This is a genomic window from Streptomyces sp. LaPpAH-108 (assembly GCF_000373625.1).
Classification (GTDB): domain Bacteria; phylum Actinomycetota; class Actinomycetes; order Streptomycetales; family Streptomycetaceae; genus Streptomyces.
In genome coordinates this window covers 451,314-473,895 of the sequence record NZ_KB891994.1, presented here as the reverse complement: position 1 = coordinate 473,895, position 22,582 = coordinate 451,314, and the positions used below count along the sequence as shown (strand labels likewise).

The 22,582-nt window shown below is 73.6% G+C and carries 20 protein-coding genes; 6 read left to right on the top strand and 14 right to left on the bottom strand.

Annotated features, from left to right (window positions below; genetic code table 11):
- Positions 1–93 precede the first annotated feature (93 nt).
- Positions 94–771 (bottom strand): DUF3000 domain-containing protein, encoded by a 678-nt coding sequence (locus B079_RS0117790; RefSeq protein WP_051095177.1) that lies wholly within the window; start codon positions 769–771, stop codon positions 94–96.
- Between the two features lie 97 nt (positions 772–868).
- On the opposite strand from B079_RS0117790, the gene hemE reads away from it, so the two are divergent.
- Positions 869–1,936 (top strand): uroporphyrinogen decarboxylase, encoded by a 1,068-nt coding sequence (gene hemE, locus B079_RS0117785; RefSeq protein WP_026248814.1) that lies wholly within the window; start codon positions 869–871, stop codon positions 1,934–1,936.
- 13 nt (positions 1,937–1,949) lie between these two features.
- On the opposite strand, the gene B079_RS0117780 is transcribed toward hemE, so the two are convergent.
- The 3 genes from B079_RS0117780 to B079_RS0117770 form a co-directional block, all read right to left on the bottom strand.
- Complete coding sequence (locus B079_RS0117780; protein WP_026248813.1) at positions 1,950–2,771, bottom strand: rhomboid family intramembrane serine protease; 822 nt, start codon at positions 2,769–2,771, stop codon at positions 1,950–1,952.
- A 63-nt stretch (positions 2,772–2,834) separates the two neighbouring features.
- A complete protein-coding gene (locus B079_RS0117775; RefSeq protein ID WP_026248812.1) occupies positions 2,835–4,235 on the bottom strand; it encodes an FAD-dependent oxidoreductase in 1,401 nt (466 codons plus the stop codon).
- 37 nt (positions 4,236–4,272) lie between these two features.
- Positions 4,273–5,184 carry a DUF4349 domain-containing protein gene (locus tag B079_RS0117770; protein WP_018547192.1) on the bottom strand — a complete coding sequence of 304 codons (912 nt, stop codon included), beginning with the start codon at positions 5,182–5,184 and terminating at the stop codon, positions 4,273–4,275.
- A 196-nt stretch (positions 5,185–5,380) separates the two neighbouring features.
- On the opposite strand from B079_RS0117770, the gene hemG reads away from it, so the two are divergent.
- Positions 5,381–6,826 (top strand): protoporphyrinogen oxidase, encoded by a 1,446-nt coding sequence (gene hemG / locus B079_RS0117765; protein ID WP_018547191.1) that lies wholly within the window; start codon positions 5,381–5,383, stop codon positions 6,824–6,826.
- A 5-nt stretch (positions 6,827–6,831) separates the two neighbouring features.
- Positions 6,832–7,563 (top strand): hydrogen peroxide-dependent heme synthase, encoded by a 732-nt coding sequence (hemQ, locus tag B079_RS0117760; RefSeq protein WP_018547190.1) that lies wholly within the window; start codon positions 6,832–6,834, stop codon positions 7,561–7,563.
- On the opposite strand, the gene B079_RS0117755 is transcribed toward hemQ, so the two are convergent.
- The 10 genes from B079_RS0117755 to zapE all read right to left on the bottom strand — a co-directional run bounded on the left by B079_RS0117755 (position 7,560) and on the right by zapE (position 18,729).
- Complete coding sequence (locus B079_RS0117755; protein ID WP_018547189.1) at positions 7,560–9,257, bottom strand: alpha/beta hydrolase; 1,698 nt, start codon at positions 9,255–9,257, stop codon at positions 7,560–7,562. The genes hemQ and B079_RS0117755 overlap by 4 nt on opposite strands.
- 164 nt (positions 9,258–9,421) lie before the next feature.
- Complete coding sequence (locus B079_RS0117750) at positions 9,422–10,243, bottom strand: TIGR04222 domain-containing membrane protein (protein ID WP_018547188.1); 822 nt, start codon at positions 10,241–10,243, stop codon at positions 9,422–9,424.
- Between the two features lie 112 nt (positions 10,244–10,355).
- A complete protein-coding gene (locus tag B079_RS0117745; RefSeq protein ID WP_018547187.1) occupies positions 10,356–11,696 on the bottom strand; it encodes a DUF692 domain-containing protein in 1,341 nt (446 codons plus the stop codon).
- Between the two features lie 113 nt (positions 11,697–11,809).
- Positions 11,810–12,535 carry an aminoacyl-tRNA hydrolase gene (locus B079_RS0117740; RefSeq protein WP_018547186.1) on the bottom strand — a complete coding sequence of 242 codons (726 nt, stop codon included), beginning with the start codon at positions 12,533–12,535 and terminating at the stop codon, positions 11,810–11,812.
- A gap of 99 nt (positions 12,536–12,634) precedes the next feature.
- A complete protein-coding gene (locus tag B079_RS0117735; RefSeq protein WP_026248811.1) occupies positions 12,635–13,498 on the bottom strand; it encodes a polysaccharide deacetylase family protein in 864 nt (287 codons plus the stop codon).
- Between the two features lie 154 nt (positions 13,499–13,652).
- Entirely contained in the window at positions 13,653–14,636 is a 984-nt protein-coding gene (locus B079_RS32235; protein WP_018547184.1) for an SPFH domain-containing protein, read from the bottom strand.
- Positions 14,637–14,837: 201 nt separating this feature from the next.
- Complete coding sequence (locus B079_RS0117725) at positions 14,838–16,367, bottom strand: SulP family inorganic anion transporter (RefSeq protein WP_018547183.1); 1,530 nt, start codon at positions 16,365–16,367, stop codon at positions 14,838–14,840.
- Entirely contained in the window at positions 16,364–16,942 is a 579-nt protein-coding gene (locus B079_RS0117720) for a carbonic anhydrase (protein WP_018547182.1), read from the bottom strand. Before B079_RS0117720 ends, B079_RS0117725 begins: the two co-directional genes overlap by 4 nt.
- A 76-nt stretch (positions 16,943–17,018) precedes the next feature.
- Positions 17,019–17,414 (bottom strand): hypothetical protein, encoded by a 396-nt coding sequence (locus tag B079_RS0117715; RefSeq protein WP_018547181.1) that lies wholly within the window; start codon positions 17,412–17,414, stop codon positions 17,019–17,021.
- Between the two features lie 205 nt (positions 17,415–17,619).
- Complete coding sequence (gene zapE / locus B079_RS0117710) at positions 17,620–18,729, bottom strand: cell division protein ZapE (RefSeq protein WP_018547180.1); 1,110 nt, start codon at positions 18,727–18,729, stop codon at positions 17,620–17,622.
- Positions 18,730–18,765: 36 nt separating this feature from the next.
- On the opposite strand from zapE, the gene B079_RS0117705 reads away from it, so the two are divergent.
- The 3 genes from B079_RS0117705 (at position 18,766) to murC (ending at position 22,570) form a co-directional block, all read left to right on the top strand.
- Positions 18,766–19,782 (top strand): pyrimidine reductase family protein, encoded by a 1,017-nt coding sequence (locus B079_RS0117705; RefSeq protein ID WP_234016809.1) that lies wholly within the window; start codon positions 18,766–18,768, stop codon positions 19,780–19,782.
- Between the two features lie 152 nt (positions 19,783–19,934).
- Positions 19,935–20,408, top strand: coding sequence for an indole-3-glycerol phosphate synthase (locus B079_RS32230; protein ID WP_078495982.1), 474 nt, complete (start codon positions 19,935–19,937; stop codon positions 20,406–20,408).
- 767 nt (positions 20,409–21,175) lie between these two features.
- Positions 21,176–22,570: a UDP-N-acetylmuramate--L-alanine ligase gene (gene murC, locus B079_RS0117690; RefSeq protein ID WP_026248809.1), complete on the top strand. Its 1,395-nt coding sequence runs from the start codon at positions 21,176–21,178 to the stop codon at positions 22,568–22,570.
- Positions 22,571–22,582: the final 12 nt, after the last annotated feature.

Below are 22,582 nucleotides of genomic sequence, written 5' to 3'. Positions count from 1 at the left end.
AGAGATGGGCGGAGAAGTGATCACAAAGCAGCGCCCCGCCGTGTCGGCGGGGCGCTGATCGGATCGTGTGTTCGGTGGGCGGTGCCCGGTGCGTCAGCGGGACTGCGGACCCCGGCGCTGCGGCAGGGTCACCACCGAGGCGTCGCCGGGACCTGCCGGGGGCAGTCCGCCGACCTGGGCCAGCAGATCGCACCAGGCGGCCAGGTGCGCGGCGGTGTCCGGCACCCCGCTCAGGCCCTCGCGCGGCGTCCAGGAGGCGCGGATCTCGATCTGCGAGGCGGCCGGGCGCTCGGCGAGGCCGCCGAAGTAGTGCGAACTCGCGCGGGTCACGGTGCCGCTCGGCTCGCCGTAGGTGAGCCCGCGCGCCTGGAGCGCGCCGGTCAGCCACGACCAGCACACCTCCGGCAGCAGCGGATCGGCCGCCATCTCGGCCTCCAGCTCCGCGCGCACCAGCGTCACCAGGCGGAACGTCCCGTGCCAGGCGTCGTGCCCCGCCGGGTCGTGCAGCAGCACGAGGCGGCCGTCCGCCAGCTCCTGCTCGCCGTCGGCCACCACCGCCTCCAGCGCGTGCGCGAACGGCGCGAGCCGCTGGGGCGCGGGTGTCGGCTCCACCTCCACCTGTGGGCGCAGCCGCGCGGTGCGCAGCGCGTCGACCGCGCTCCGGAATGCCTGCGGTACCGCGTTGCCCCCCGGGCCCTCCATCCGATCGGTGTCCTTCGCGTCGTCCTGTGCGCCGCCGCCGTCCGACGGTCGTCCCTGAGCCGCAGCCATGCGGGGAAGAGTAAGGGGAACGAGACCTTTCCGCAGGGCAAGACACCCACACAGGGCTGGGGCACTTCCCTCGCGCAGGCCGTGCGAGACTTGCGGGGTGAGTGCCAACGCGATCCCCACCGGCGGGCAGCCCGCAGCGACGTACGACAGTGCCTTCCTCCGGGCGTGCCGGCGTGAGGCCGTTCCGCACACCCCCGTCTGGTTCATGCGGCAGGCGGGACGTTCCCTGCCGGAGTACCGCAAGGTGCGCGAGGGCATTCCCATGCTGGAGTCCTGCATGCGGCCCGACCTCGTCACCGAGATCACGCTCCAGCCGGTGCGCAGGCACGACGTGGACGCGGCGATCTTCTTCAGCGACATCGTCGTCCCGCTCAAGGCCATCGGCATCGACCTCGACATCAAGCCCGGCGTCGGCCCGGTCGTCGCCGAGCCCGTGCGCACCCGCGCCGACCTGGCCCGGCTGCGCGACCTCACCCCCGACGACGTGCCCTACGTCACCGAGGCCATCGGCATGCTCACCGGCGAGCTGGGCCGCACCCCGCTGATCGGCTTCGCGGGCGCCCCCTTCACCCTCGCGAGCTACCTGGTCGAGGGCGGCCCTTCGCGCACGTACGAGAACGCCAAGGCGATGATGTACGGCGACCCCGAGCTGTGGGCCGACCTGCTCGACCGCCTCGCGGAGATCACCTCCGCGTTCCTCAAGGTCCAGATCGAGGCCGGTGTCTCCGCGGTCCAGCTCTTCGACTCCTGGGCGGGCGCGCTGGCCCCCGCCGACTACCGCGCCTCGGTGCTCCCCGCCTCCGCGAAGGTCTTCGAGTCCGTCGCGGGCTACGGCGTCCCGCGCATCCACTTCGGCGTCGGCACCGGTGAGCTGCTGAAGCTCATGGGCGAGGCGGGCGCCGACGTGGTGGGCGTCGACTGGCGCGTCCCGCTGGACGAGGCCGTGCGCCGCGTCGGCCCCGGCAAGGCGCTCCAGGGCAACCTCGACCCGACCGTCCTGTTCGCCGGGCGGAAGGTCGTCGAGGCCAAGGCACAGCAGGTGCTGGACGCCGCCGCCGGTCTGGAGGGCCACGTCTTCAACCTCGGCCACGGCGTCATGCCCAGCACCGACCCCGACGCGCTGACCCACCTCGTGGACTACGTCCACACCCACAGCGCCCGCTGACCAGCACCCGCGCTCACCACACCTGACGGGGCCGCGCCCGCCTGCCGAACAGCAGCGGGCCCGGCTCCGGCGGCGGTGGGGTGCCCGCCTTGAGCGGCCAGGCCAGCAGCATCCCCGCCACGAAGCCGACCACGTGCGCCGTGTAGGCCACCGTGCCGCCTCCGGAGACACCGTGCCCGGAGGAGTAGGCGGCCTGGAGCCCGAACCAGAAGCCGAGCACCAGCCACGCGGGCAGCCGCAGCGGCAGGAAGATCAGGAACGGCACCAGCACCCACACCCTGGCCTTCGGATACAGCACCAGATACGCGCCCAGCACCCCCGCGATCGCCCCCGAGGCGCCGATCAGCGGATCGGTGGAGGAGGCGTTGAGCAGCGCGAAGCCGTACCCGGCCGCGTAGCCGCACACCACGTAGAAGAGCAGATAGCGCACGTGGCCCATGCGGTCCTCGACGTTGTTGCCGAAGATCAGCAGGAACAGCATGTTCCCCAGCAGATGCAGCCAGCCGCCGTGCAGGAACATCGACGTGAACACCGACAGGACCGGGGACTTGTCGTAGGACGGCGGCCCCACCACGCACCCCGGGCCGTTCGGACCCATGCCGGTCGCGCCCGTCGGCACCAGCCGGGGCAGCTGGTGGTGGATCAGTTCGCGTGGTACGGCCGCGTAGTGGTCCATGAAGGCATGCAGATGGCACAGCTGGGCCAGATGCGATTCCCCGGCCAGTGCGGCGGTGCCGGGCGTCAGCAGGAAGACGAGGACGTTGGCGGCGATGAGGGCGTACGTCACCACGGGGGTGCGGCGCACCGGATTGACGTCATGGACGGGTATGACCACACAGGACTTCTGCCCGCGATCGCGCCCCCGAACCGGTGATCCCCGAGGCGCGCCCCGGCGGGGTCACCCCCGCCCGTCGCGCACCCGTGCCACCGCCTTGCGCGCCGCCACCAGCACCGCGTCCCACACCGGCGAGAACGGCGGCGCGTACCCCAGGTCCAGGGCCGTCATCTGCTCCACCGTCATCCGCGCGGTCAGCGCCACCGCCGCGATGTCCACACGCTTGGCCGCGCCCTCACCGCCCACGATCTGCGTCCCGAGCAGCCGGCCCGTGCGCCGCTCGGCCAGCATCTTCACCGTCAGGGGAGAGGCGCCGGGGTAGTAACCCGCCCGGCTGGTCGACTCGATGGTGACGGCCTCGTACTCCAGGCCCACCCGGTCGGCGTCCTTCTCGCGCAGACCGGTGCGGGCGATCTCCAGGTCGCAGACCTTGCTGACCGCCGTGCCGACGACCCCCGGGAAGGTGGCGTAACCGCCGCCCACGTTCGTGCCGATGACCTGGCCGTGCTTGTTGGCGTGGGTGCCGAGCGGGACGTACTGCTCCTGGCCCGAGACCAGGTTCAGCACCTCCACGCAGTCGCCGCCCGCCCAGATGTCCTCGTGGCCGCGCACCCGCATCGCCAGGTCGGTGAGCAGCCCGCCGCGCGCGCCGAGGGGGAGCCCGGCGGCGCGCGCGAGCGTGGTCTCGGGGCGGACGCCGATGCCGAGGACGACGACGTCGGCGGGGTACTCCGCGTCCGAAGTGACCACCGCGCGCACCCGGTTGGCGTCGTCGGTGCGCACCTCGGTGACCTCGGCGCCGCTCACCATCGTGATCCCGAGGCCCGTCATCGCCTTGCGCACCAGGCGCCCCATGTCCGGGTCGAGCGTGGACATCGGATCCTCGCCCCGGTCCACCACGGTCACCTCGAAGCCGCGCAGGATCAGCGCCTCGGCCATCTCCACGCCGATGTAGCCCGCCCCGACGACCACCGCGCGCCGTCCCCGCGTGCGGGCCAGCGAGTCGATCAGCGCCTGCCCGTCGTCCAGGGTCTGCACCCCGTGCACCCCGTCGGCGTCGATGCCGGGCAGGTCCGGGCGGACGGGGCGGGCGCCGGTGGCGATGACGAGCTTGTCGTACGACGTCCAGTACCTCTCGCCCGAGTCCAGGTCGTGCGCGCGGACCCGGCGTCCTGGCACGTCGATCTCCGTGACCTCGGTGCGCAGCCTGAGGTCGATGTCGCGGGCGCGGTGCTCCTCGGCGGTGCGGGCGATCAGCTGGTCCCGCTCGGTGACGGTGCCGCCAACCCAGTACGGGATGCCGCACGCCGAGTAGGAGGTGAAGTGGCCGCGCTCGAAGGCCACGATCTCCAGTTCCCCGGGCGACCGGAGCCGCCGCGCCTGGGACGCCGCCGCCATCCCGGCCGCGTCACCGCCGATCACGACCAGCCGCCGTGCCCCGCCCCGTCCGTCCCGCTCGCTCATGCGGGCCACGCTACGGGGCGGGACCGGCGCGTGCCGGTCAGTCCTCCGAGCGCGGCGGGGTCGCCCCGGCCCGCCGCTCGCGCAGCCGGGGCCGTACGAGCCGCAGCCACACGAACGCCAGGACCGCGGCGAGCGCGGCGAACGGCAGCACGGCGCCCACGACGACGGTGATCCAGCGCAAGGTCGCGAGGAAGGCGCCCCAGCCGCCGGAGAGGGCGTCCAGGAAGCCGGGGCCGTCGTCCTTCGCGGCCCGGTGCGCGGGCGGTGTCGCGGACAGCGACAGGGTGATGGTCGCGAGGCTCGTACGGTCCTTCAGGGACGACTGCTGGGCGAGCAGCGCCTCCAGGTCGGACTCGCGGGTGCTCAGCTCGCCCTCCAGGGCGACCACGTCGCTCAGCTTCTCCGCCCGGTCCATCAGCTCCCGCACCCGGGCCACGCTCGCCCGCTGCGACTTGATCCGGCTCTCCACGTCCACCACCTGATCGGTGACGTCCTCGGCCTTCGCATCGCGCTCCAGGAGCTTGCCCGCGCCCTGGAGAGAGGCCATCACCTCGTCGTACTTCGCGGTCGGCACCCGCAGCACGACCCGGGTGCGCTCCTGCCCGCGCGCGTCCCGGGTGGTGGTCTCGTCCCCGACGAACCCGCCCGCGTCCTCGGCGCTCGTGCGGGCCTCGTCCAGCGCCTTGGGCACGTCCTTGACCTGGACGGTCAGCGAGGCGGTCCGGACGATCGCGCTCGCCGTGATCCGGGGCACCTGGCGCTTTCCGGCCCTGGCGTCCGAGGCGCCCCCGCCCGCCGCACCGGTCTGCCGGGCCGGGCCGTCCGCCATGGACTTCCCGCCCGCGTTCGAGTCCCCGCCCGCCGCACTGCACCCGGCGAGCGCCAGCGAGGCGACGAGCAGGGCCCCCGCCAGACCCCGGGCGGACGAGAACGAACGTGATGCACGCATGGGCAACCCCCGATGGGTACGACAACCGACGCTCCTTGGACGCCGGGCCCGCCCCGAACGTTGGACCATCCACATCCCGATGCGGTCACGGTCCGGACACGCGGGAGGCACCGGAGCCCGCAAGGGCCGATGGGCACCCCGGCCGGGAAGGGTGGCCCGGGGCCGGAGCGGGGGCCGGTTTTGAGAGAGTGGGGGCATGAGCGGAACGGGTGAGGGCCAGGTCGTGGTCATCGGGGCCGGGGTCGCCGGGCTGGCAGCCGCGTACCGGCTGGTGGCGCGCGGGGCCCGGGTGACGGTGCTTGAGGCGGGCGAGCGGGTCGGCGGCAAGCTGCTGCCCGGAGAGATCGCGGGGGTCCGGATGGATCTCGGCGCCGAGTCGATGCTCGCCCGGCGCCCCGAGGCCGTCGCACTGGCCCGCGAGGTGGGGCTCGGGGAACGGCTCGTCACGCCCGCCACCGCGAGCGCGTCCCTGTGGACCCGGAACACCCTGCGCCCGATGCCCAAGGGACACGTCATGGGCGTCCCCGGCACCGCCGACGTGCTCGCCGGAATCCTCTCCGAAGAGGGGCTGGCGCGGATCGGGCAGGACGCCGGACTGCCGCGCACCGAGGTCGGGGACGACGTGGCCGTCGGGGAGTACGTGGCCGCGCGGCTCGGCCGCGAGGTCGTCGACCGGATGATCGAGCCACTGCTCGGCGGGGTGTACGCGGGCGACGCGTACCGCCTGTCGATGCGGTCGGCCGTCCCGCAGCTCTACCAGGCCGCCCGCACCCACGACTCCCTCACCGCCGCCGTCCGCGCCCTCCAGGCCAGGGCCGCCGGGGCCCCGCAGACCGGGCCCGTCTTCGTCGGCATCGAGGGCGGCGTCGGCACGCTGCCGCTCGCCGTCGCGGACGCCGTACGGGCGCGCGGCGGCGAGATCCTGACCGGCACCCCGGCCCGCGAGCTGCGCCGGGACGGCACCGGCTGGCGGGTGAGCGCCGGGGACCGGGTGCTGCGTGCGGACGCCGTGGTCGTCGCCGTACCCGCCGCCCCCGCCGCCGACCTGCTGCGCGCCGAGGCACCAGGCGCCGCCGCCGAACTGGCCGCCGTCGAGTACGCCTCCATGGCGCTGATCAGCCTCGCCTACCGCCGCGCCGACGCGGCCCTGCCCGAGGGCAGCGGCTTCCTGGTGCCGCCCGTCGACGGACACACCGTCAAGGCCGCGACCTTCGCCTCCCAGAAGTGGGGCTGGATCGGGGAGCAGGACCCGGAGCTGACCGTGGTGCGCGCCTCGGTCGGCCGCCATCGCGAGACCGCGATCCTCGGCCGCGACGACGCCGAGCTGACCGCCATCGCCCGGCACGATCTGCGCGCCGCCACCGGAGTGGACGCCACGCCGGTCGACAGCCACGTCACCCGCTGGACCGACGGACTGCCCCAGTACCCCGTCGGCCACCACGCGCGCGTGGCCCGCATCCGCGAGCACGTCGCCAAGCTGCCCGGACTCGCCGTGTGCGGCGCGCAGTACGACGGCGTCGGCATCCCGGCGTGCATCGCGAGCGCCCACGCGGCCGTCGACCAGCTCGGCGGCGACCTCACCGGGGTGCGCGAGCTGAGCGCCCACCCGGTGCAGAGCCTGCACGGCGGAGCGGGAGAATAGGGACCATGAGTGACGACGCCCCCACCACCGAGCCGGCCCGCATCCCGAACAAGGGCAAGCTGGCCAAGGACCTCAACGAGGTCATCCGCTACACCCTGTGGTCCGTCTTCAAGCTGAAGGACGTGCTGCCGGAGGACCGCGCGGGCTGGGCCGACGAGGTCCAGGAGCTGTTCGACCAGCTCGCCGCGAAGGACGTGACCGTCCGCGGCACCTACGACGTCTCCGGCCTGCGCGCGGACGCCGACCTGATGATCTGGTGGCACGCCGAGACCGCCGACCAGCTCCAGGAGGCGTACAACCTCTTCCGCCGCACCCGGCTGGGCCGCGCCCTGGAGCCGGTGTGGTCCAACATGGCGCTGCACCGCCCGGCGGAGTTCAACCGCTCGCACATCCCGGCGTTCCTCGCCGACGAGACGCCCCGCAACTACGTGAGCGTCTACCCCTTCGTGCGCTCCTACGACTGGTACCTGCTGCCCGACGAGGACCGCCGCCGCATGCTCGCCGACCACGGCAAGATGGCCCGCGGCTTCCCGGACGTGCGCGCCAACACCGTCGCCTCCTTCTCGCTCGGCGACTACGAGTGGATGCTCGCCTTCGAGGCCGACGAGCTGTACCGCATCGTCGACCTCATGCGTCACCTGCGCGGCTCCGAGGCCCGCAGGCACGTCCGCGAGGAGGTGCCCTTCTACACCGGGCGCCGCAAGTCGGTCGCGGACCTGGTGGCCGGGCTCGCCTAGCCCTTGCCCTTGAGGGCGTCACGCCGGTCCTCGGTGGTGCCGCGTCCGGCCGGTTCGGCGGGGCGCGGCTCCGGGCGCTCGGCGCACGCGGCGCGCGCGCCCGGCAGACGGCCCTCCAACAGGTACGCGTCCACGTGGGCGTTGACGCACTGGTTGGGGCCGAGCCCCACCCCGTGCGTCCCCGCGCCCCGCTCCGTCACCAGCGTGGACCCGGCCAGCCGCCGCGCCATCTCCAGCGCCCCCGTGTACGGCGCGGCAGCGTCCCGCTCGGCGGCGAGGATCAGCACCGGCGGGGTCGCGCCCGGCAACGTCCTTACGTCCAGCGGGTGTTGGCGCGGCACCGGCCAGTAGGCGCACGGCAGGTTGGCCCAGACGTTGTCCCAGGTCTCGAAGGGGGCCACGCGGGCGAGGCGGGTGTTGTCACGGTCCCAGACCGCGAAGTCGGTGGGCCAGGGGGCGTCGTTGCACTCGACGGCCGAGTAGACCGCGCTGCCGTTCTCGGCCTCCTTCGCCGTCTCCGGGCTCGGCGCGGCCAGCCGGACCAACGGTTTCGCGTCGCCCTTGAGATAGGCGGAGAGGGCTTCGGCGCGGCTCGGCCAGTAGTCGTCGTAGTACCCGGCCATCAGGAACGTGTTCTGCAGCTGGCCGGGGCCGACGGTGCCGCCCGCGGGCTCGGTGGCCAGCCGCGCGCTCGCGGTGTCGTACGCGCGCTGGACGGCCGCCGCCGTGCTGCCGAGGCCGTACACGTCGTCGTGCCGGGCCACCCAGGCGCGGAAGTCGGTCCAGCGGCGCTCGAACGCGGCCGACTGGTCGAGGTTGGCGCGGTACCAGACCTTCGCCGGGGCCGGGTTCACCGCCGAGTCCAGCACCATGCGCCGGACGTGCGCGGGGAACAGGGTGGCGTAGAGGGCGCCGAGGTAGGTGCCGTACGACGCGCCCATGAAGGTCAGCTTCGGCTCGCCGAGGGCGGCGCGGATGACGTCCAAGTCCCGTGCGTTGTTGAGGGAGTTGAAGAAGCGCAGCCCCTTGCCCGAGCGCTCCGCGCAGCCGCGCGCGTACGCCTTCGCGCGGGCGATCCGCTCCCGCTTGTACGCCGCCGAGGGGTGGACCGGGGCCGGGCTCGGGGCCTTGTAGAACTGCTCGGGCTTCACACAGGACAGCGGGGCCGAGGGGGCCACCCCGCGCGGGGCGTAGCCGACCAGGTCGTAGGCGGCGGCGATCCGCTTCCACTCGGGGACGATCCCGATCACCGGGAAGGCGAGTCCTGAGGCGCCGGGGCCGCCCGGGTTGTAGACGAGGGCGCCCTGGCGGGGGACGCGGCGCTTGCTGTTCCTCGGGTCGCGCTGGGTGGCGGGCATACGGCTGACGGCGAGGGTGAGGCGCGTGCCGTCGGGGTGGGCGTAGTCCAGTGGGACGCGCACCGTGCCGCAGCGCATGCCGTCGGGGGCCTCCTGCTCGGCGGGACAGGCACCGAAGCGGATACCGGTGGCCTTGGCGCGGGCGGCGGCGAGGGCGACTCCGCGCGACTCGGGGGAGACGGCGGAGGCGGGAGAGACGGGAGAGGCGGCGGACGCTGCGGGACTGCCGAGGGTGCCGGGGGCTCCGGGAGTACCGGGGGTGCCGCCCGCCGGAGCCGTGGCCAGTCCGGCCAGCAGCAAGGAACCGGCGGCCGAGTACAGGGCGGCAGCTCTCATCGCGTATCCCTCCGATGCGCGGCGGCCACGGCGCGGCTGCCACGGCTCGGCGACGACAGAAGGGATGTTTCGGACGGCCGCCGGGGAAGGCAAGCACCGTCCGGCGGTGTCGGCGTCAGTGCTCCCCGTGCGCCCCCGGAGCGGACGCCTTCACGCCCGCGCGGTCACTCCCGCCAGGGCTGATCGCGGTGGTTGAAGGCGGCGCGCAGCTCCGGCTCGGCCAGGGCGCGGATGCCGCGCGTGGCGAGGGAGGTGAGGAGGCCCGACTCGCCGCCGTCCCGGTCCGCGCCGAAGCCGTCGCCGTCGGCACCCTCCCGGTCCCGGCGCGCGGTCAGTGCCCCGAGCAGCCGCTGCCCGGCGGGGGAGGCCCAGCGGGTGTACGGGCGCAGCTCGAAGCGGGCGATGAGCAGGAAGCCCAGCGTCAGCAGCAGGGGCAGCAGGAACCACAGGCAGGCCATCAGGAGGGGCAGTTCGGTGTCGGAGGGCAGCAGCAGCGCGGTCGCGGCCAGCACGAGGACGGCCAGCGCGGCGGCGCGCACCAGGCGGACGGCGGAGGCCACGTCGCTGCCCGATCCGGCGGGTACGGCGAGCCCCGCGTGCTCCAGCCGGTCGCCCAGGTGCCGTATCGCCTCGCTGCGGGCCGCGGCGGCCCGTACGGGGGCTATCCGGGACTGTCCGCCGGGGCCGACGGCGGCTATGACGAATCGTTCCATCTCGTCGTGGCCGCGCGGGTTCACCACCGTGGCCCAGCCGGTGTGCGCGAGCAGCAGCCTGCGCTGTCGGGCCATGCGCACCATGGCCAGATCCGCGACGCGCGCGGGGCCGCCGGAGAGGTACGCGGCCTCGTACAGCGTCAGCTCGTGGCGGTCGTCCGCCGTCGCGGCGGCGCGCTCGGCGGCACCCGCGCGTCCGGCGGCCAGGCACAGCCTGGTGCACGCGAAACCGGCGAAACCCCAGGCCAGGAGCAGGAGAAGGACCCAGAACATGGAGTGTTTCTATGTCAGTACGCAGGGTGAGCGCCATGGCTTGTTCAGTATCTGGGACAGAGTGTTAGCGGTATGTGACGTTCCGTTTTTCCCGCAGGTCAGCGGCTGGGCGTCAGCGCTCCGCGAGTGCCCCGCGAGCGCGGCGCAGCAGCCGGGCCGCGCCGCCCCGGGGCGTGGGACCGATGCGGTCCAGCCACCACAGGCGCAGCCGCCGCCGGGCGCGGGTGTCCGTCGGCCGGCCCGTCTTCAGCAGCTGTCCGGCGAAGTCCAGCGCGTCCTGGCGGTAGCCGCCGCGCATCGGGCGGGAGCGCGCGTAGCCGAGGAACGCCTCCCGGTATCCCTCCCCGAGGATCCGCGGCAGCTCCGGCGCGACCTTCGCCACCACCGACGCCCGCTTCGCGGCCAGCGCCCGCGCCTGCACACCCATCCGCACCCGGTCGAACCCCTCGGGCACCGGCGTCCCGGCCACCAGTGCGGACAGCACGGCGGTCTGGGCGACGCCGACGCGCTGGCGGGCCTCGGGACGGGCCTCGGGATGGGCCTCGGGGCGGGCGAGCACGGCCACGCTGCGGCGGGCGTCGTCGCCGGGGGCGGACGCGGAGGTGTCGTGCCGCCGGGAGGTCCGCTTCGCCGCCGCGTCGACGGTGGCCCTGATCCGGCTCAACTCCCTTGCCAGTTCCGCTGGTTCGGGGAAGTTGTCGTCCCGCTCCAGCAGGACGCCGGGCGGCGCGACCCGGGTGGCGAGGTCGGTGAGGATGTCGAGCACCGGGTCCGGGACGGGGTGCGCGTGGCTGTCGTGCCAGACGCCGTCGCGCTCGTAGCCGCCCGCGACATGGACGTACGCGATCGCCTCCACGGGAAGCTCCGCGAGCGCCCGCGCCGGGTCCTCGCCCCGGTTGACGTGGTTGGTGTGCAGGTTGGCCACGTCGATGAGCAGTCGTACGCCGGTCCGCTCGGCCAGCTCGTACAGGAACTGCCCCTCGGTCAGCTCCTCGCCGGGCCAGGAGAAGAGCGCGGCGATGTTCTCCACGGCCAGCGGGACCGGGAGCGCGTCCTGGGCGATGCGGACGTTCTCGCAGAGCACGTCGAGGGCGTCGCGGGTGCGGGGCACGGGCAGCAGATGTCCGGCCTCCAGCGGCGGGGACGCGGTGAGCGGGCCGCCCGCGCGCACGAACGCGATGTGCTCGGTGACCAGCGGCGCCCCCAGCGCCGCCACCCGCTCCGCCAGCGCGGCCAGCCGCCCCGCGTCGGGCCGCTCCGCCCCGCCGAGCCCGAGCGATACCCCGTGCGGGACCACGGTCACCCCGCGCTCCCTGAGCCGCACCAGCGCCTCCGGCAGATGGCCCGGGCACACGTTCTCCGCCACGACCTCCACCCAGTCGACCCCCGGCATCGAGGCCACGGCGTCCGCGATCTCCGGCCGCCACCCGATCCCCGTACCCAGTCGCCGCATGGCCCCGTCCCCCGTCCTCCGGCCGTCTTCCGTGACGGGGGTATGGCCCCGGCGGGCGACACCGAATCCCGGACGGTACGGCTTCAGAGGAACATTTGAGGTTGCGTACCGGGCTACCGCAACGCCGGGTGGTCCGCGATCACCGTGGCCGAGCCCGGGGCGATCTCCGTGAAGCCCGCGTCGCGGACCAGCGGGAGGCCACTGGTGGTGAGTTCGGCCCAGTGGGCGGGGGTGGCGGTGCGGACCGTCAGGGGGAAACCGGTCGTGTGCCAGGCGGTGCGGGCCGCGTCGGACAGGGCCCACCAGGCGAGTTGGGCGGCGTGGCCGGTCTGGGCCATCGTCTTGCCCGCGGACATTCGCAGGTCCGGGTTCAGCCAGAGGACGGGCAGCGCGGGGTCGGGCGCGGCGGGGGGCTCGGGGTCGTCCAGTTCGGTGCCGGAGACCTGGAGCTTGGCCAGGTCCTTGGGCCAGCCGTCCAGCGGGACGGGCGGGAAGACCCGTACCTCGGCCGCGGTGCCGGTCACCGTGATCCCGTCCAGGGTCTGCGCGCGCCGCCACTCGGCACCGCGCGCCCGCCGGACGACCTTGCGGATACGGGCGTCCTCCCAGTTCCGTACGGTCTCGGCCCACGCGCCGTCACCGGCCGACCGCTCGTCGGCGAGCAGCAGGAGCACGGCGCGCGCGGCGGTCTCCAGCGCGTCGGTGCGGGCGGGCGGGGCGTCGCGCTCGATGCGTACGACGAGGGGCAGCACGAACTGGGGTGCCTCGTCACGGGCGTTGCGCTCGTCCTGGAAAGGGCTGGACTGGCCGGTCACGGGCACGGTGGGATCTTCGCTCACGGGAGTCAACCCTACGAGCCGCCGTCCGGCGCCGGGCGGGACGGTCCGCCCGGGCCCGGCGCCGGACGGCGGCTCGGGGTCCGTGTGACGCCGCGACGGTCAGCGGTGGCCCGCCGTCGCGCCGATCATCTGGGACACCTTCACAAAGGTGTACCCCTGCTTGCGCAGCTCCGGCACCACCGCGCGCACGACCCGCTCGGTCGTCGGGGCCGCGCTGCGGGTGCAGTGCATGACGACCACGGAACCGGGCTTCACCCCGTCGAGCACCTGGCGTACGACCGCGTCGGCGTCGGTGGCGAACGCGTCCCCGCTCACCACGTCCCACTGGACGGCGGTGACCCCGCTGGCGTTGAGCGTGCGCAGCACCTGGTTGTCGTAACAGCCGCCCGGGAAGCGGAAGTACGGCACCGGGTCCGGCACGCCCGCCTTGCGCAGCGAGGCGTACGTGCGGTCGACCTCCGTGCGGATCTGGTCCGGCGCGATGGTCGGCAGCCCGTAGCAGCTGGAGGTGAACGCGTAGTGGCTGTAGGAGTGGTTGGCCACCTCGAAGTTCGGGTCCTGACCGAGGGAGCGGGCCTCGTCGGGGTAGGTGTCGGCCCACTTGCCGGTCATGAACACGGTCGCCGGGACCTTCAGCGAGCGCAGGGCGGAGATGAGCCCGGGGTTGTCGAAGTGCTCCCCGGCCGCCGCGCGCGGCCCCTCGTCGGCGGTCATGTCGGCGTCGAAGGTCAGCGCGACGGTCTTGCCCTTGTCACGCGGTCCGTGCGCGAACACCGGCGCCAGACCGCCCGGACCCGGGGCCATGACCGGGGGACGCGTGCTGGAGGGAGAGGGGGACGGGGAGGACGAATGGGGCTGGGCGGGGGCCGGCTTGGCGGTACCGGACGTACCCGCGCCACCACAGGCGGCGAGGGTCGCGCCGAGGACGCAGACGGCGGTGATACGGCGTGCGTGTGCAATCACCGTATGAAAGTAGGACTGTATGGAGACCGGCCCGGTCAACCGGCCGCCGACGCGACGGCACGATCACCCGCCCGGCGGGTGTGGGGGCGCCTTTTCCGGTGCGGGACGGCGCGAGACGGTGCGGAACGGGTCGGCGCCGGTGGGTCCGGCGCGCTCAGGCCCGTTCCGGCGGGGAGGTCGCCGGGTCCGCCGCCGGGCCGAGGCCGAGGACCGGGTCGGTCAGGGGAGCGGGCTCGGTCAGGGGAGGGGTGAGGGCCTCGGGGGCCTCGTCGGCGCCCTCGGCGGGCTCGGCGGGCTCGGTGGGCTCCACGGGCTCGGAGGTCCCGCTCGGTTTCCGCTCCGTCGCGGGCCGGTCGCCGTTGCCCGAGGCGGTCTCCGGCCGGTTGCCGCGCTCCAGGAAGTGCAGCAGTTCCACCGGGATGGGCAGCACCAGCGTGGAGTTCTTCTCCGCGGAGACGGCCATGACCGTCTGGAGGAGGCGCAGCTGGAGCGCCGTAGGGGTGTCCGCCATCTGCTGGGCCGCCTCGGCCAGCTTCTTGGACGCCTGGAGTTCCGCGTCCGCGTTGATGATGCGGGCCCGGCGCTCCCGGTCCGCCTCGGCCTGGCGGGCCATGGACCGCTTCATGGTGTCGGGCAGCGACACGTCCTTGATCTCCACCCGGTCGATCTGGACGCCCCAGCCCACGGCCGGACTGTCGATCATCAGCTCCAGGCCCTCGTTGAGCTTCTCCCGGTTGGAGAGCAGATCGTCGAGGTCGCTCTTTCCGATGATCGACCGCAGCGAGGTCTGCGCCATCTGGGAGACGGCGAACCGGTAGTCCTCCACCTTGATCAGCGCGCTCGACGCGTCCACCACCCGGAAGTAGACGACCGCGTCCACCCGTACCGTCACGTTGTCCCGCGTGATGCCCTCCTGGGCCGGGACGGGCAGCGTGACGATCTGCATGTTGACCTTGTGCAGCCGGTCGATGACCGGGATCACCAGGGTCAGTCCCGGCAGCCGGGGTTCGCCCGTGAGCCGCCCCAGCCGGAACAGGACACCCCGCTCGTACTGCTTGATCACGCGGGCCGCCGCGGCCAGGTACACCAGAGAGGCGCCACCGGCCACCGCTACGGCCGCCACCAGCTCGGCAAGCATGGTGTCCCCCTTCCCCGAGGGTTACCCGAGAGTCGGATCTGTCCGCTGCTGCCACGATATGCCCGGCTCGGTGCTGGAGGCCACGATCCCGGCGACGGGGGTGCGGACCCGGCGGGGAATGGGAGGGGCCGGGGTGCGGAAATGCACCCCGGCCCCCATGGCGGTCCGGGTCCGGGTCGTCGCTCCGGACCCGGACCCGGCTCAGCTCGCCGTCGTACCGGCCCGCTCGCCCGGCCGTACCGGCGCGGTCATCCGTACCGGTTCCGTACCGGCCGCGCTGTGCCGCTCCGCCCAGTTCTCCAGGGCGCTGCGGCAGGCGTGGTCCAGATGGAGCAGCCCTGACAGGTCCAGCCGGATCGGCCGGTCCTGGGGAAGCGCCTCCAGGCTGTCCAGTATTTTCGGCAGCCGCAGGAAGGTCGCGTTGCCCGACAGATACGCGTCCACCGGGCCCGCGCCCTTGTCCACGACCGTCAGCCGGATGTGCGAGGCTTCCCAGGCGGCCTTGACGATCGCCAGCGCGAGACCGACGAGCACGCCCTCGAACATGCCCACCGCCACGATCGACACCGCCGTGACGGCCAGCACCAGCGCCTCGCCCCGGTGCTCGCGCCACAGCGTGGCCAGCTGCCGCAGCGGCACCAGCTTGGCGCCGGAGTAGATCAGGATGCCCGCGAGGGCCGGGATCGGGATGTACTCCAGGACGCCCGGCAGCAGCGCCGCGAACAGCAGCAGCCAGACGCCGTGCGCGACCCGGGAGAGCTTCGTACGGGCACCGGCCTGGACGTTGGCCGCGCTGCGCACGATCACCGCGGTCATCGGCAGGGCGCCGAGCACCCCGCACACCGCGTTGCCCGTGCCCTGGGCGATCAGCTCCTTGTCGTAGGAGGTGCGCGGCCCGTCGTGCAGCCGGTCCACGGCCGCCGCGCTGAACAGCGACTCGGCGGACGCGATCAGCGTGAACGCGACGATCGTGCCGATCACCGCCGGATGCCCCAGCTCGCCGAAGGCGCTCAGGGGCGGCGGCTGGAGCGCGTCCATGAGTCCGCTCACCCGCACGGTGGCCACCGGCAGGCCCAGCAGCGGCACGGCGAGCATGGCGAGCCCGACGGCCGCGAGCGGTCCTGGCACCGTACGCACCCGGGCGGGCAGGTGCTTCCAGCCCACCAGCACCGCGACCGTGCCCGCGCACAGCCCGAGCGAGGCCAGCGCCGTCCCGTCGCCGAGCGCGGAGACGAGCCCCGACGGCAGCCCGGCCATCTTGGCGATGCCGGAGTCGGGCGCCTTGGCCGCCATGGCCGGATACAGCTGTCCGGCCACCAGCACCAGACCGATTCCGGCCAGCATCCCCTCGACGACCGAGAGCGAGATCGCCCGGAAGTACCGGCCGAGCCGCAGCGTGCCCATGAGCACCTGGAGCAGACCGGTGACCAGCACGAGCACGCCCAGCAGGGGCAGCCCATGCTCCTGGACCGCCTCGAAGACGAGCACGGTCAGCCCGGCGGCGGGCCCGGACACCTGGAGGCTGCTGCCGCGCATCATTCCGGTGACCAGACCGCCCACGATGCCGGTGACCAGCCCCAGCTCGGCAGGCACCCCGGAGGCGACGGCCACGCCCACGCACAGCGGGAGCGCGACCAGGAAGACGACGAGGGACGCGGTGAGGTCCTGCCGCAGATGGGGGTGGCGCGCTATGAGTCCGGACCGGCCGTGCCGGTCCGCGGGCGCGCTCACAGGGCCTCGAAGGCGTCGGTGTGCGGACGGTGCGAGCGGACGGCGCCGGTGTGCACCTCGTAGTACCAGCCGTGCAGGCCGAGCAGGCCCTGCGCGACGCGCCGCTCCACGCACGGGTACGAGCGCAGCCGCAGCAGCTGGGTGAGCACATGGCTCTGGACGCCCTCGGCGACCTCGGGGTCCTCGGCCGCACCGGCCGGGCGCGGGGTCGCGTGCGCCAGCCAGTCGCGCACGGCGGGCACGGCGTCCAGGTCGTCGCCGCGCACCAGCGCGCCGACGGCGCCGCAGTGCGAGTGCCCGCAGACGACGATGTCGCGGACGCCCAGCACCTCCACGGCGTACTCGATGGTGGCGGCCTCGCCGGTGGGCCGCTCGGAGGCGTACGGCGGGACGATGTTGCCCGCGGTGCGCAGCTCGAACAGCTCGCCGGGGCGGGCGCCCGTGATCAGGGCCGGGACGACCCGGGAATCCGAGCAGGTGATGAACAGGACTTCGGGGGACTGGCCTTCGGCGAGCCTGGCGAACTCCTCAGGGCGCTGACCGAAGGTGCGGGCGTTGTCGATGAGGGGCTGCATGTGTGTGGACTCCTCCTGGCGCGCCTCAGGGCGCGTCGGTCTTGCACGACGTACGTGGGGGGAGCGAGCCCGCTCCTCAGCAGCGGAAGACCTGAAGCACTGCCGGTGAACGGACTCCGGAGGATCTTGGGACACGGGGGTGCGGGGCACCGGCCGCGGGCGGGGCCGGATCGGCCGCTCGCCGGATGATGAGGGGGCGCTCGGGGCCGTCCCCGGACGCCGCGCCGCGCCGTTTGTCGCGGGTGTGCGGGGTGGTGTGGGGCAGCCGGGAGCGGCCTGGCTCACGGATCGTCTCCCCGTCGGCCGCCGCCGTCGGTTGCAGGGCGAGCGCGATGCCGGGGGCGTCTTTGGCCTGGGTCTCACCGAGCGTATGCGCGGATGCGAAGGTTCCCGCGGGTGCGAAGAGCTGGAGGGCGAGCAGTGCGGCGGCGAGCAGAGCGAGGACGGAACGGGCCGTCGTACACCGGGACATGCGCACCCCCCTGCGGAAACCCGCGTCTCTTGCACGCGCCAAGCATTGGTCAATGGATGGTCAAGAAATACGTTAACCCGGCGAGGGGCTTTGCAAGGTTAACGCCGGGTTACATGCGCAAAAGAGCGTGAAAAGAGCGGGTCCGGTGGCCGGAACCGGCCCCTGACCCGCCCTTTTGGTGATCGTATGTCAGTCGGACGATCTGTCAGTCCGTCGTGTCGGCGACCAGACTCTTCGCATCCCGGGCCAGCGCGGTGAGGCGGGAGATCGCGCGGAAGTACTTCTTGCGGTAGCCGCCCTTCAGCATCTCCTCGCTGAACAGCCGGTCGAAGGGCAGACCCGAGGCCAGCACCGGGACCTCGCGGTCGTAGAGCCGGTCGGCAAGGACCACGAGGCGCAGCGCGGTCGACTGGTCGGGGATCGGCTGGACGTCGGTCAGGCACACCGCGCGCAGGCCGTCGGTCAGCGCGCCGTAGCGGCTCGGGTGCACCTTGGCGAGGTGGTCGAGGAGCCGCGGGAAGGCGTCGAGCGAAGCGCCCTCGGTGCGCTGGGCCGTCCGGGTGACCTGTTCGTCGGTGAAGGGTGCGGGGGCCTCGGGCAGACCCCGGTGGCGGTAGTCCTCGCCGTCGATGCGCAGGGCGCGGAAGTGGGCGGACAGGCCCTGGATCTCGCGCAGGAAGTCGGCCGCCGCGAAGCGGCCCTCGCCGAGCTTGCCGGGCAGCGTGTTGGAGGTGGCGGCGAGCGCCACGCCCGACTCGACCAGCTTGCCGAGCAGGCTGGAGACCAGCACGGTGTCGCCCGGGTCGTCCAGCTCGAACTCGTCGATGCACAGCAGGGCGTGGCCGGACAGCGTCCGCACCGTCTGCTGGAAGCCGAGGGCGCCGACCAGGTTGGTCAGCTCCACGAAGGTGCCGAACGCCTTGCGGGAGGGTTCGGCGGGGGTGGCGTGCCAGAGGGAGGCGAGGAGGTGGGTCTTGCCGACGCCGTAGCCGCCGTCGAGGTAGACCCCGCGCGGCCCGGAGGGGGTCTTCGGGGTCTTGCTGCGGCCGAAGCCGAGGAAGCCGCGCTTGGCGGTGGAGGCGTGCACGCCGCCGAGCCCGCTCGCGAAGGTCTCCAGCACATGGACGGCGTCCGTCTGGGTGGGCTGGTTCGGGTCCGGGATGTACGTGGCGAAGCGCACCGAGTCGAAGCGGGGTGGCGGCACCATCTCCGCGACCAGGCGGTCGGCGGGGACATGCGGCTCACGCGCGCACAGGGACAGCGGGGCCGCGCCGGTCAGCTTGCCGGAACCGGAGGCGGTGGTGGAGGACGACACGATTACCCATGCTAAACGTCATGTCAGACTGCACGAATGCGACGCCTGTTCCCTGTGACCCACGAAACAGCAGCCCAGGCCCCTGACGAGGGCGGCGCGACGCCTGGCGGCCCTGGTGGGGCGGTCCCTGCCGGCCCCGGTGGCGCGGCCCTCGTCGGTTCCGGTGGGGCGGCCCCTGCCGGACCTGGTGGCGCGGGGCCTGTCGGACCCGGTGACGCGGTCCATGCCGGTTCTGGTGGCTCAGCCCTCGTCGGCTCTGATAGTGCGGCGCCGTCCGGCTCCGGTGGCGCGGTCCCGTCCGGCTCCGGTGGTGAGTGGCCGCTCGCGGAGCTGGCCGCCGCGTACGCCTATCCGGCGCCGGACCCCGCCTCGCCCCGCCCCTACCTGCGGGCCAACATGGTCTCCACGCTCGACGGGGCCGCCCAGCACGACGGGCACTCCCACCCCATCTCCTGCCCGGCCGACATGCGGATCTTCGGCACGCTGCGGGCGCTCGCGGACGTGGTGCTCGTGGGCGCGGAGACGGTACGGCAGGAGGGGTACCGGCCCGCCCGGGCGCGGGCCGAGTTCGCCGCCGCGCGGGAGGCGGCGGGGCAGGGCCCGGCACCGGCGATCGCGATCGTGACCGCCGCGCTCGACCTCGACTTCTCGCTGCCGCTGTTCACCTCGCCGCTGGTGCCGACGGTGCTGCTCACCGGCACCGACGCGCCCGCCGAGCGGGTGCGGGCCGCCGAGCGGGCGGGGGCGCGGGTGATCGTCGCGGGCGAGGGGCGGCGTGTCGAGCCCGCCCGCGCCGTGCACGCGCTCGCCGGGCTCGGCTACACCCGCCAGCTCACCGAGGGCGGGCCGCGGCTGCTCGGCCAGCTGGTGGCGGCGGACGTGCTGGACGAGATGTGCCTGACGCTCGCGCCGATGCTCGCGGCGGGGGACGCGCAGCGCATCGCGGGGGGTCCTTCGGTCGCGGTCCCGCACCGGTTCGAGCTGCTGTCACTCCTGGAGGAGGACGGATTTCTGTTCGGGCGTTACCGCCGACCCGGAAAACCGCTGCGCTGAAACAGCGGAATCTACCGTTCCGGTTAGCTTCCGGCGGGCACACTTAGTGCGGCACTACCCGTGCGATCACGGGGCAGGATGGTTTCCGCAGGCCTTTTCGGGCCCACGGTGGACAGAGGGTCGGCAGACCCTCGAAGGAGAAGAGGCGCCTGGTGTTCACAAGCGTTCTGATGATCGAGAAGGCTCTGACGTCGGCCGACGTCGAGTTCGTCACCACTTTGCACGGGGACGAGCCGGTCTTCTTCCATGTGCTGCTCCAGCCGCGCGGCGATCAGGCGGACCGCTTGCTGCGGGCCATCGACGACATCGCGCTCGGCGAGATCGACGAGGCCGTCCACGAGCGCGAGACGCCCGAGGGCGTGGACGCGCGCAACGTGGGGGAGCAGGCGCTCGACGTCTCGGTACGCGCTCTGCGTGCCGCCGGTAGCCAGGCCGAGGGCCGCCTGGTCGAGAACCACCCCCTCGACGCCCTCAAGTCCCTGGTCGAAGAGGTCCACGCCGACGAGGTCATCGTCCTCACCGACCCCCACTACGTCGAGGAGTTCTTCCACCGCGACTGGGCCTCCCGGGCGCGGCACAAGGTGGGGGTGCCGGTGCTGAAGCTGTTCTCCCACAGCAAGGCGTGAGCGCTCCGCTGGGTTTGGCGGGGGTTGTTGGTGGGGGTGCCTTGTGGCGGGGGACGGGGGTACGGCGCGTGGTTCGCCTGCGGTGGTAGTGGGGGACGAGGTGCGAGCGGCCTGCGGCACGGGCGGACCGGCGGGGGTTGTGGCGTAGCTGGTCGGTGTCTCGGGGCTGCGCCGCGCGGCGGAGCTGCGATGGTTCCCGTCGGGCGGGCCCGTACCCGTCGTCCGTCCGTACCCCGTGCGGCTCAGCGTGGTGCGCCAGCCCCGCCCCCGAGCCGTCACGGTGCCCCGTCCCACTCTCGGTGGGCCGAGCACGGCATGACAGCCGCCCGCGAGCCGTTGCTCCTCGCGGAGCGGCCCCGCCCCCGGGCCGTCACCGTGTCCCGTCCCACCCCGGCGGGCCGAGCACGGTACGTCAGCCCGCCCGCGAGCCGTTGCTCCTCGCGGAGCGCCCCCGTGCCGGGCCTTCGTCGCGTACCGTCCCGCCGCGCGGCTGGGCGTGACGCCTACCCGCTCCCGAGGCGTCGGGCCCTTCGCGGAGCAGCCCCGTGCCGCAGGCGACCCGCCCCCGTGCCTCCCTGCGCCGCAGGCGGCCGTACTCCCGCTGACGCCGCCCCGACTCGTTGCCCCTCGCGGAGCGGCCCGCGCCGCAGCCGTAGGCGAACGCCGCCCCGCCCCCGCCCCCGACCCCGCCCATTGCGGACCGGCCCCACGCGGAGCGCATAGGCTAGGGGCGCTCTGGCTCGTCTCGTCCTCTGGGAGAACATCGCATGGCACCCGGCCTTCCTATCGCCATGGACCGACCGCACTTCATCGGCATCGGCGGCGCCGGGATGTCGGGGATCGCGAAGATTCTGGCGCAGCGCGGGGCGAAGGTGGCGGGCAGTGACGCCAAGGAGTCCGCGACGGCGGACGCGCTGCGGACGCTCGGCGCGACCGTGCACATCGGGCACGACGCCGCGCACCTCGCCGACGATGCCAGCTGTGTCGTCGTCTCGTCCGCGATCCGGCAGGACAACCCCGAGCTGGTGCGCGCCGCCGAGCTGGGCATCCCCGTCGTGCACCGCTCCGACGCGCTCGCCGCGCTGATGGGCGGCCTGCGGCCGATCGCCGTCGCCGGTACGCACGGCAAGACCACCACCACCTCCATGCTCGCGGTCTCCCTGACCGAGCTGGGCGCGCGGCCCTCGTACGCCATCGGCGGCGACCTGGACGCCCCCGGCTCCAACGCCCTGCACGGCGAGGGCGAGATCTTCGTGGCCGAGGCGGACGAATCGGACCGCAGCTTCCACAAGTACGCCCCCGAGGTCGCCATCGTCCTCAACGTGGAGCTGGACCACCACGCCAACTACGCCTCGATGGACGAGATCTACGAGTCCTTCGAGACCTTCGCCGGAAAGATCGTCCCCGGCGGCACCCTGGTGATCTCCGCCGACCACGAGGGCGCCCGCGAGCTGACCCGGCGCGTGGCCGGATCGGTGCGGACGGTGACGTACGGCGAGGCCGAGGACGCCGACGTACGGGTCCTGAAGATCGTGCCCGAGGGGCTGAAGAGCCAGGTCACCGCGGTCCTGGACGGCCGCGAGCTGACCTTCGCCGTCTCCGTCCCCGGCCGCCACTACGCGCTCAACGCCGTCGCCGCGCTCGCCGCGGGTGTCGCCCTCGGGCTGCCCGCCGACGAGCTGGCCCCCGCCCTCGCCGCGTACACCGGCGTCAAGAGGCGCCTCCAGCTCAAGGGCGAGGAGGCGGGCGTCCAGGTGATCGACTCCTACGCCCACCACCCCACCGAGATGACCGCCGACCTGGAGGCCATGCGCGCCGCCGCCGGGGACGCGCGCCGCATCCTCGTCGTCTTCCAGCCGCACCTGTTCTCCCGCACCCAGGAGCTGGGCAAGGAGATGGGTCAGGCGCTCGCCCTTGCCGACGCCTCCGTGGTGCTCGACATCTACCCGGCCCGCGAGGACCCGATCCCCGGCGTCACCAGCGAGCTGATCATCGAGGCCGCGCGCGTGGCGGGCGCCGAGGTGACCGCCGTGCACGACAAGACGGAGATCCCCGAGGTCGTCGCGGGAATGGCGGAGCGGGGGGATCTTGTTCTCACCATGGGCGCGGGTGACGTCACCGACCTGGGCCCGCTGATCCTGGACCGCCTGTCGCAGAAGTAAGGGGCTGAGTCT

Excerpts from the sequence above, each read along its gene's own strand:
- B079_RS0117790 (WP_051095177.1), bottom strand. The coding sequence starts at position 771 with ATGGCTGCGGCTCAGGGACGACCGTCGGACGGCGGCGGCGCACAGGAC.
- B079_RS0117775 (WP_026248812.1), bottom strand. The coding sequence starts at position 4,235 with ATGAGCGAGCGGGACGGACGGGGCGGGGCACGGCGGCTGGTCGTGATC.
- B079_RS0117770 (WP_018547192.1), bottom strand. The coding sequence starts at position 5,184 with ATGCGTGCATCACGTTCGTTCTCGTCCGCCCGGGGTCTGGCGGGGGCC.
- hemG (WP_018547191.1), top strand. The coding sequence starts at position 5,381 with ATGAGCGGAACGGGTGAGGGCCAGGTCGTGGTCATCGGGGCCGGGGTC.
- hemQ (WP_018547190.1), top strand. The coding sequence starts at position 6,832 with ATGAGTGACGACGCCCCCACCACCGAGCCGGCCCGCATCCCGAACAAG.
- B079_RS0117755 (WP_018547189.1), bottom strand. The coding sequence starts at position 9,257 with ATGAGAGCTGCCGCCCTGTACTCGGCCGCCGGTTCCTTGCTGCTGGCC.
- B079_RS0117750 (WP_018547188.1), bottom strand. The coding sequence starts at position 10,243 with ATGTTCTGGGTCCTTCTCCTGCTCCTGGCCTGGGGTTTCGCCGGTTTC.
- B079_RS0117745 (WP_018547187.1), bottom strand. The coding sequence starts at position 11,696 with ATGCGGCGACTGGGTACGGGGATCGGGTGGCGGCCGGAGATCGCGGAC.
- B079_RS32235 (WP_018547184.1), bottom strand. The coding sequence starts at position 14,636 with ATGCTTGCCGAGCTGGTGGCGGCCGTAGCGGTGGCCGGTGGCGCCTCT.
- B079_RS0117720 (WP_018547182.1), bottom strand. The coding sequence starts at position 16,942 with ATGCAGCCCCTCATCGACAACGCCCGCACCTTCGGTCAGCGCCCTGAG.
- B079_RS0117715 (WP_018547181.1), bottom strand. The coding sequence starts at position 17,414 with ATGTCCCGGTGTACGACGGCCCGTTCCGTCCTCGCTCTGCTCGCCGCC.
- B079_RS0117705 (WP_234016809.1), top strand. The coding sequence starts at position 18,766 with ATGCGACGCCTGTTCCCTGTGACCCACGAAACAGCAGCCCAGGCCCCT.
- murC (WP_026248809.1), top strand. The coding sequence starts at position 21,176 with ATGGCACCCGGCCTTCCTATCGCCATGGACCGACCGCACTTCATCGGC.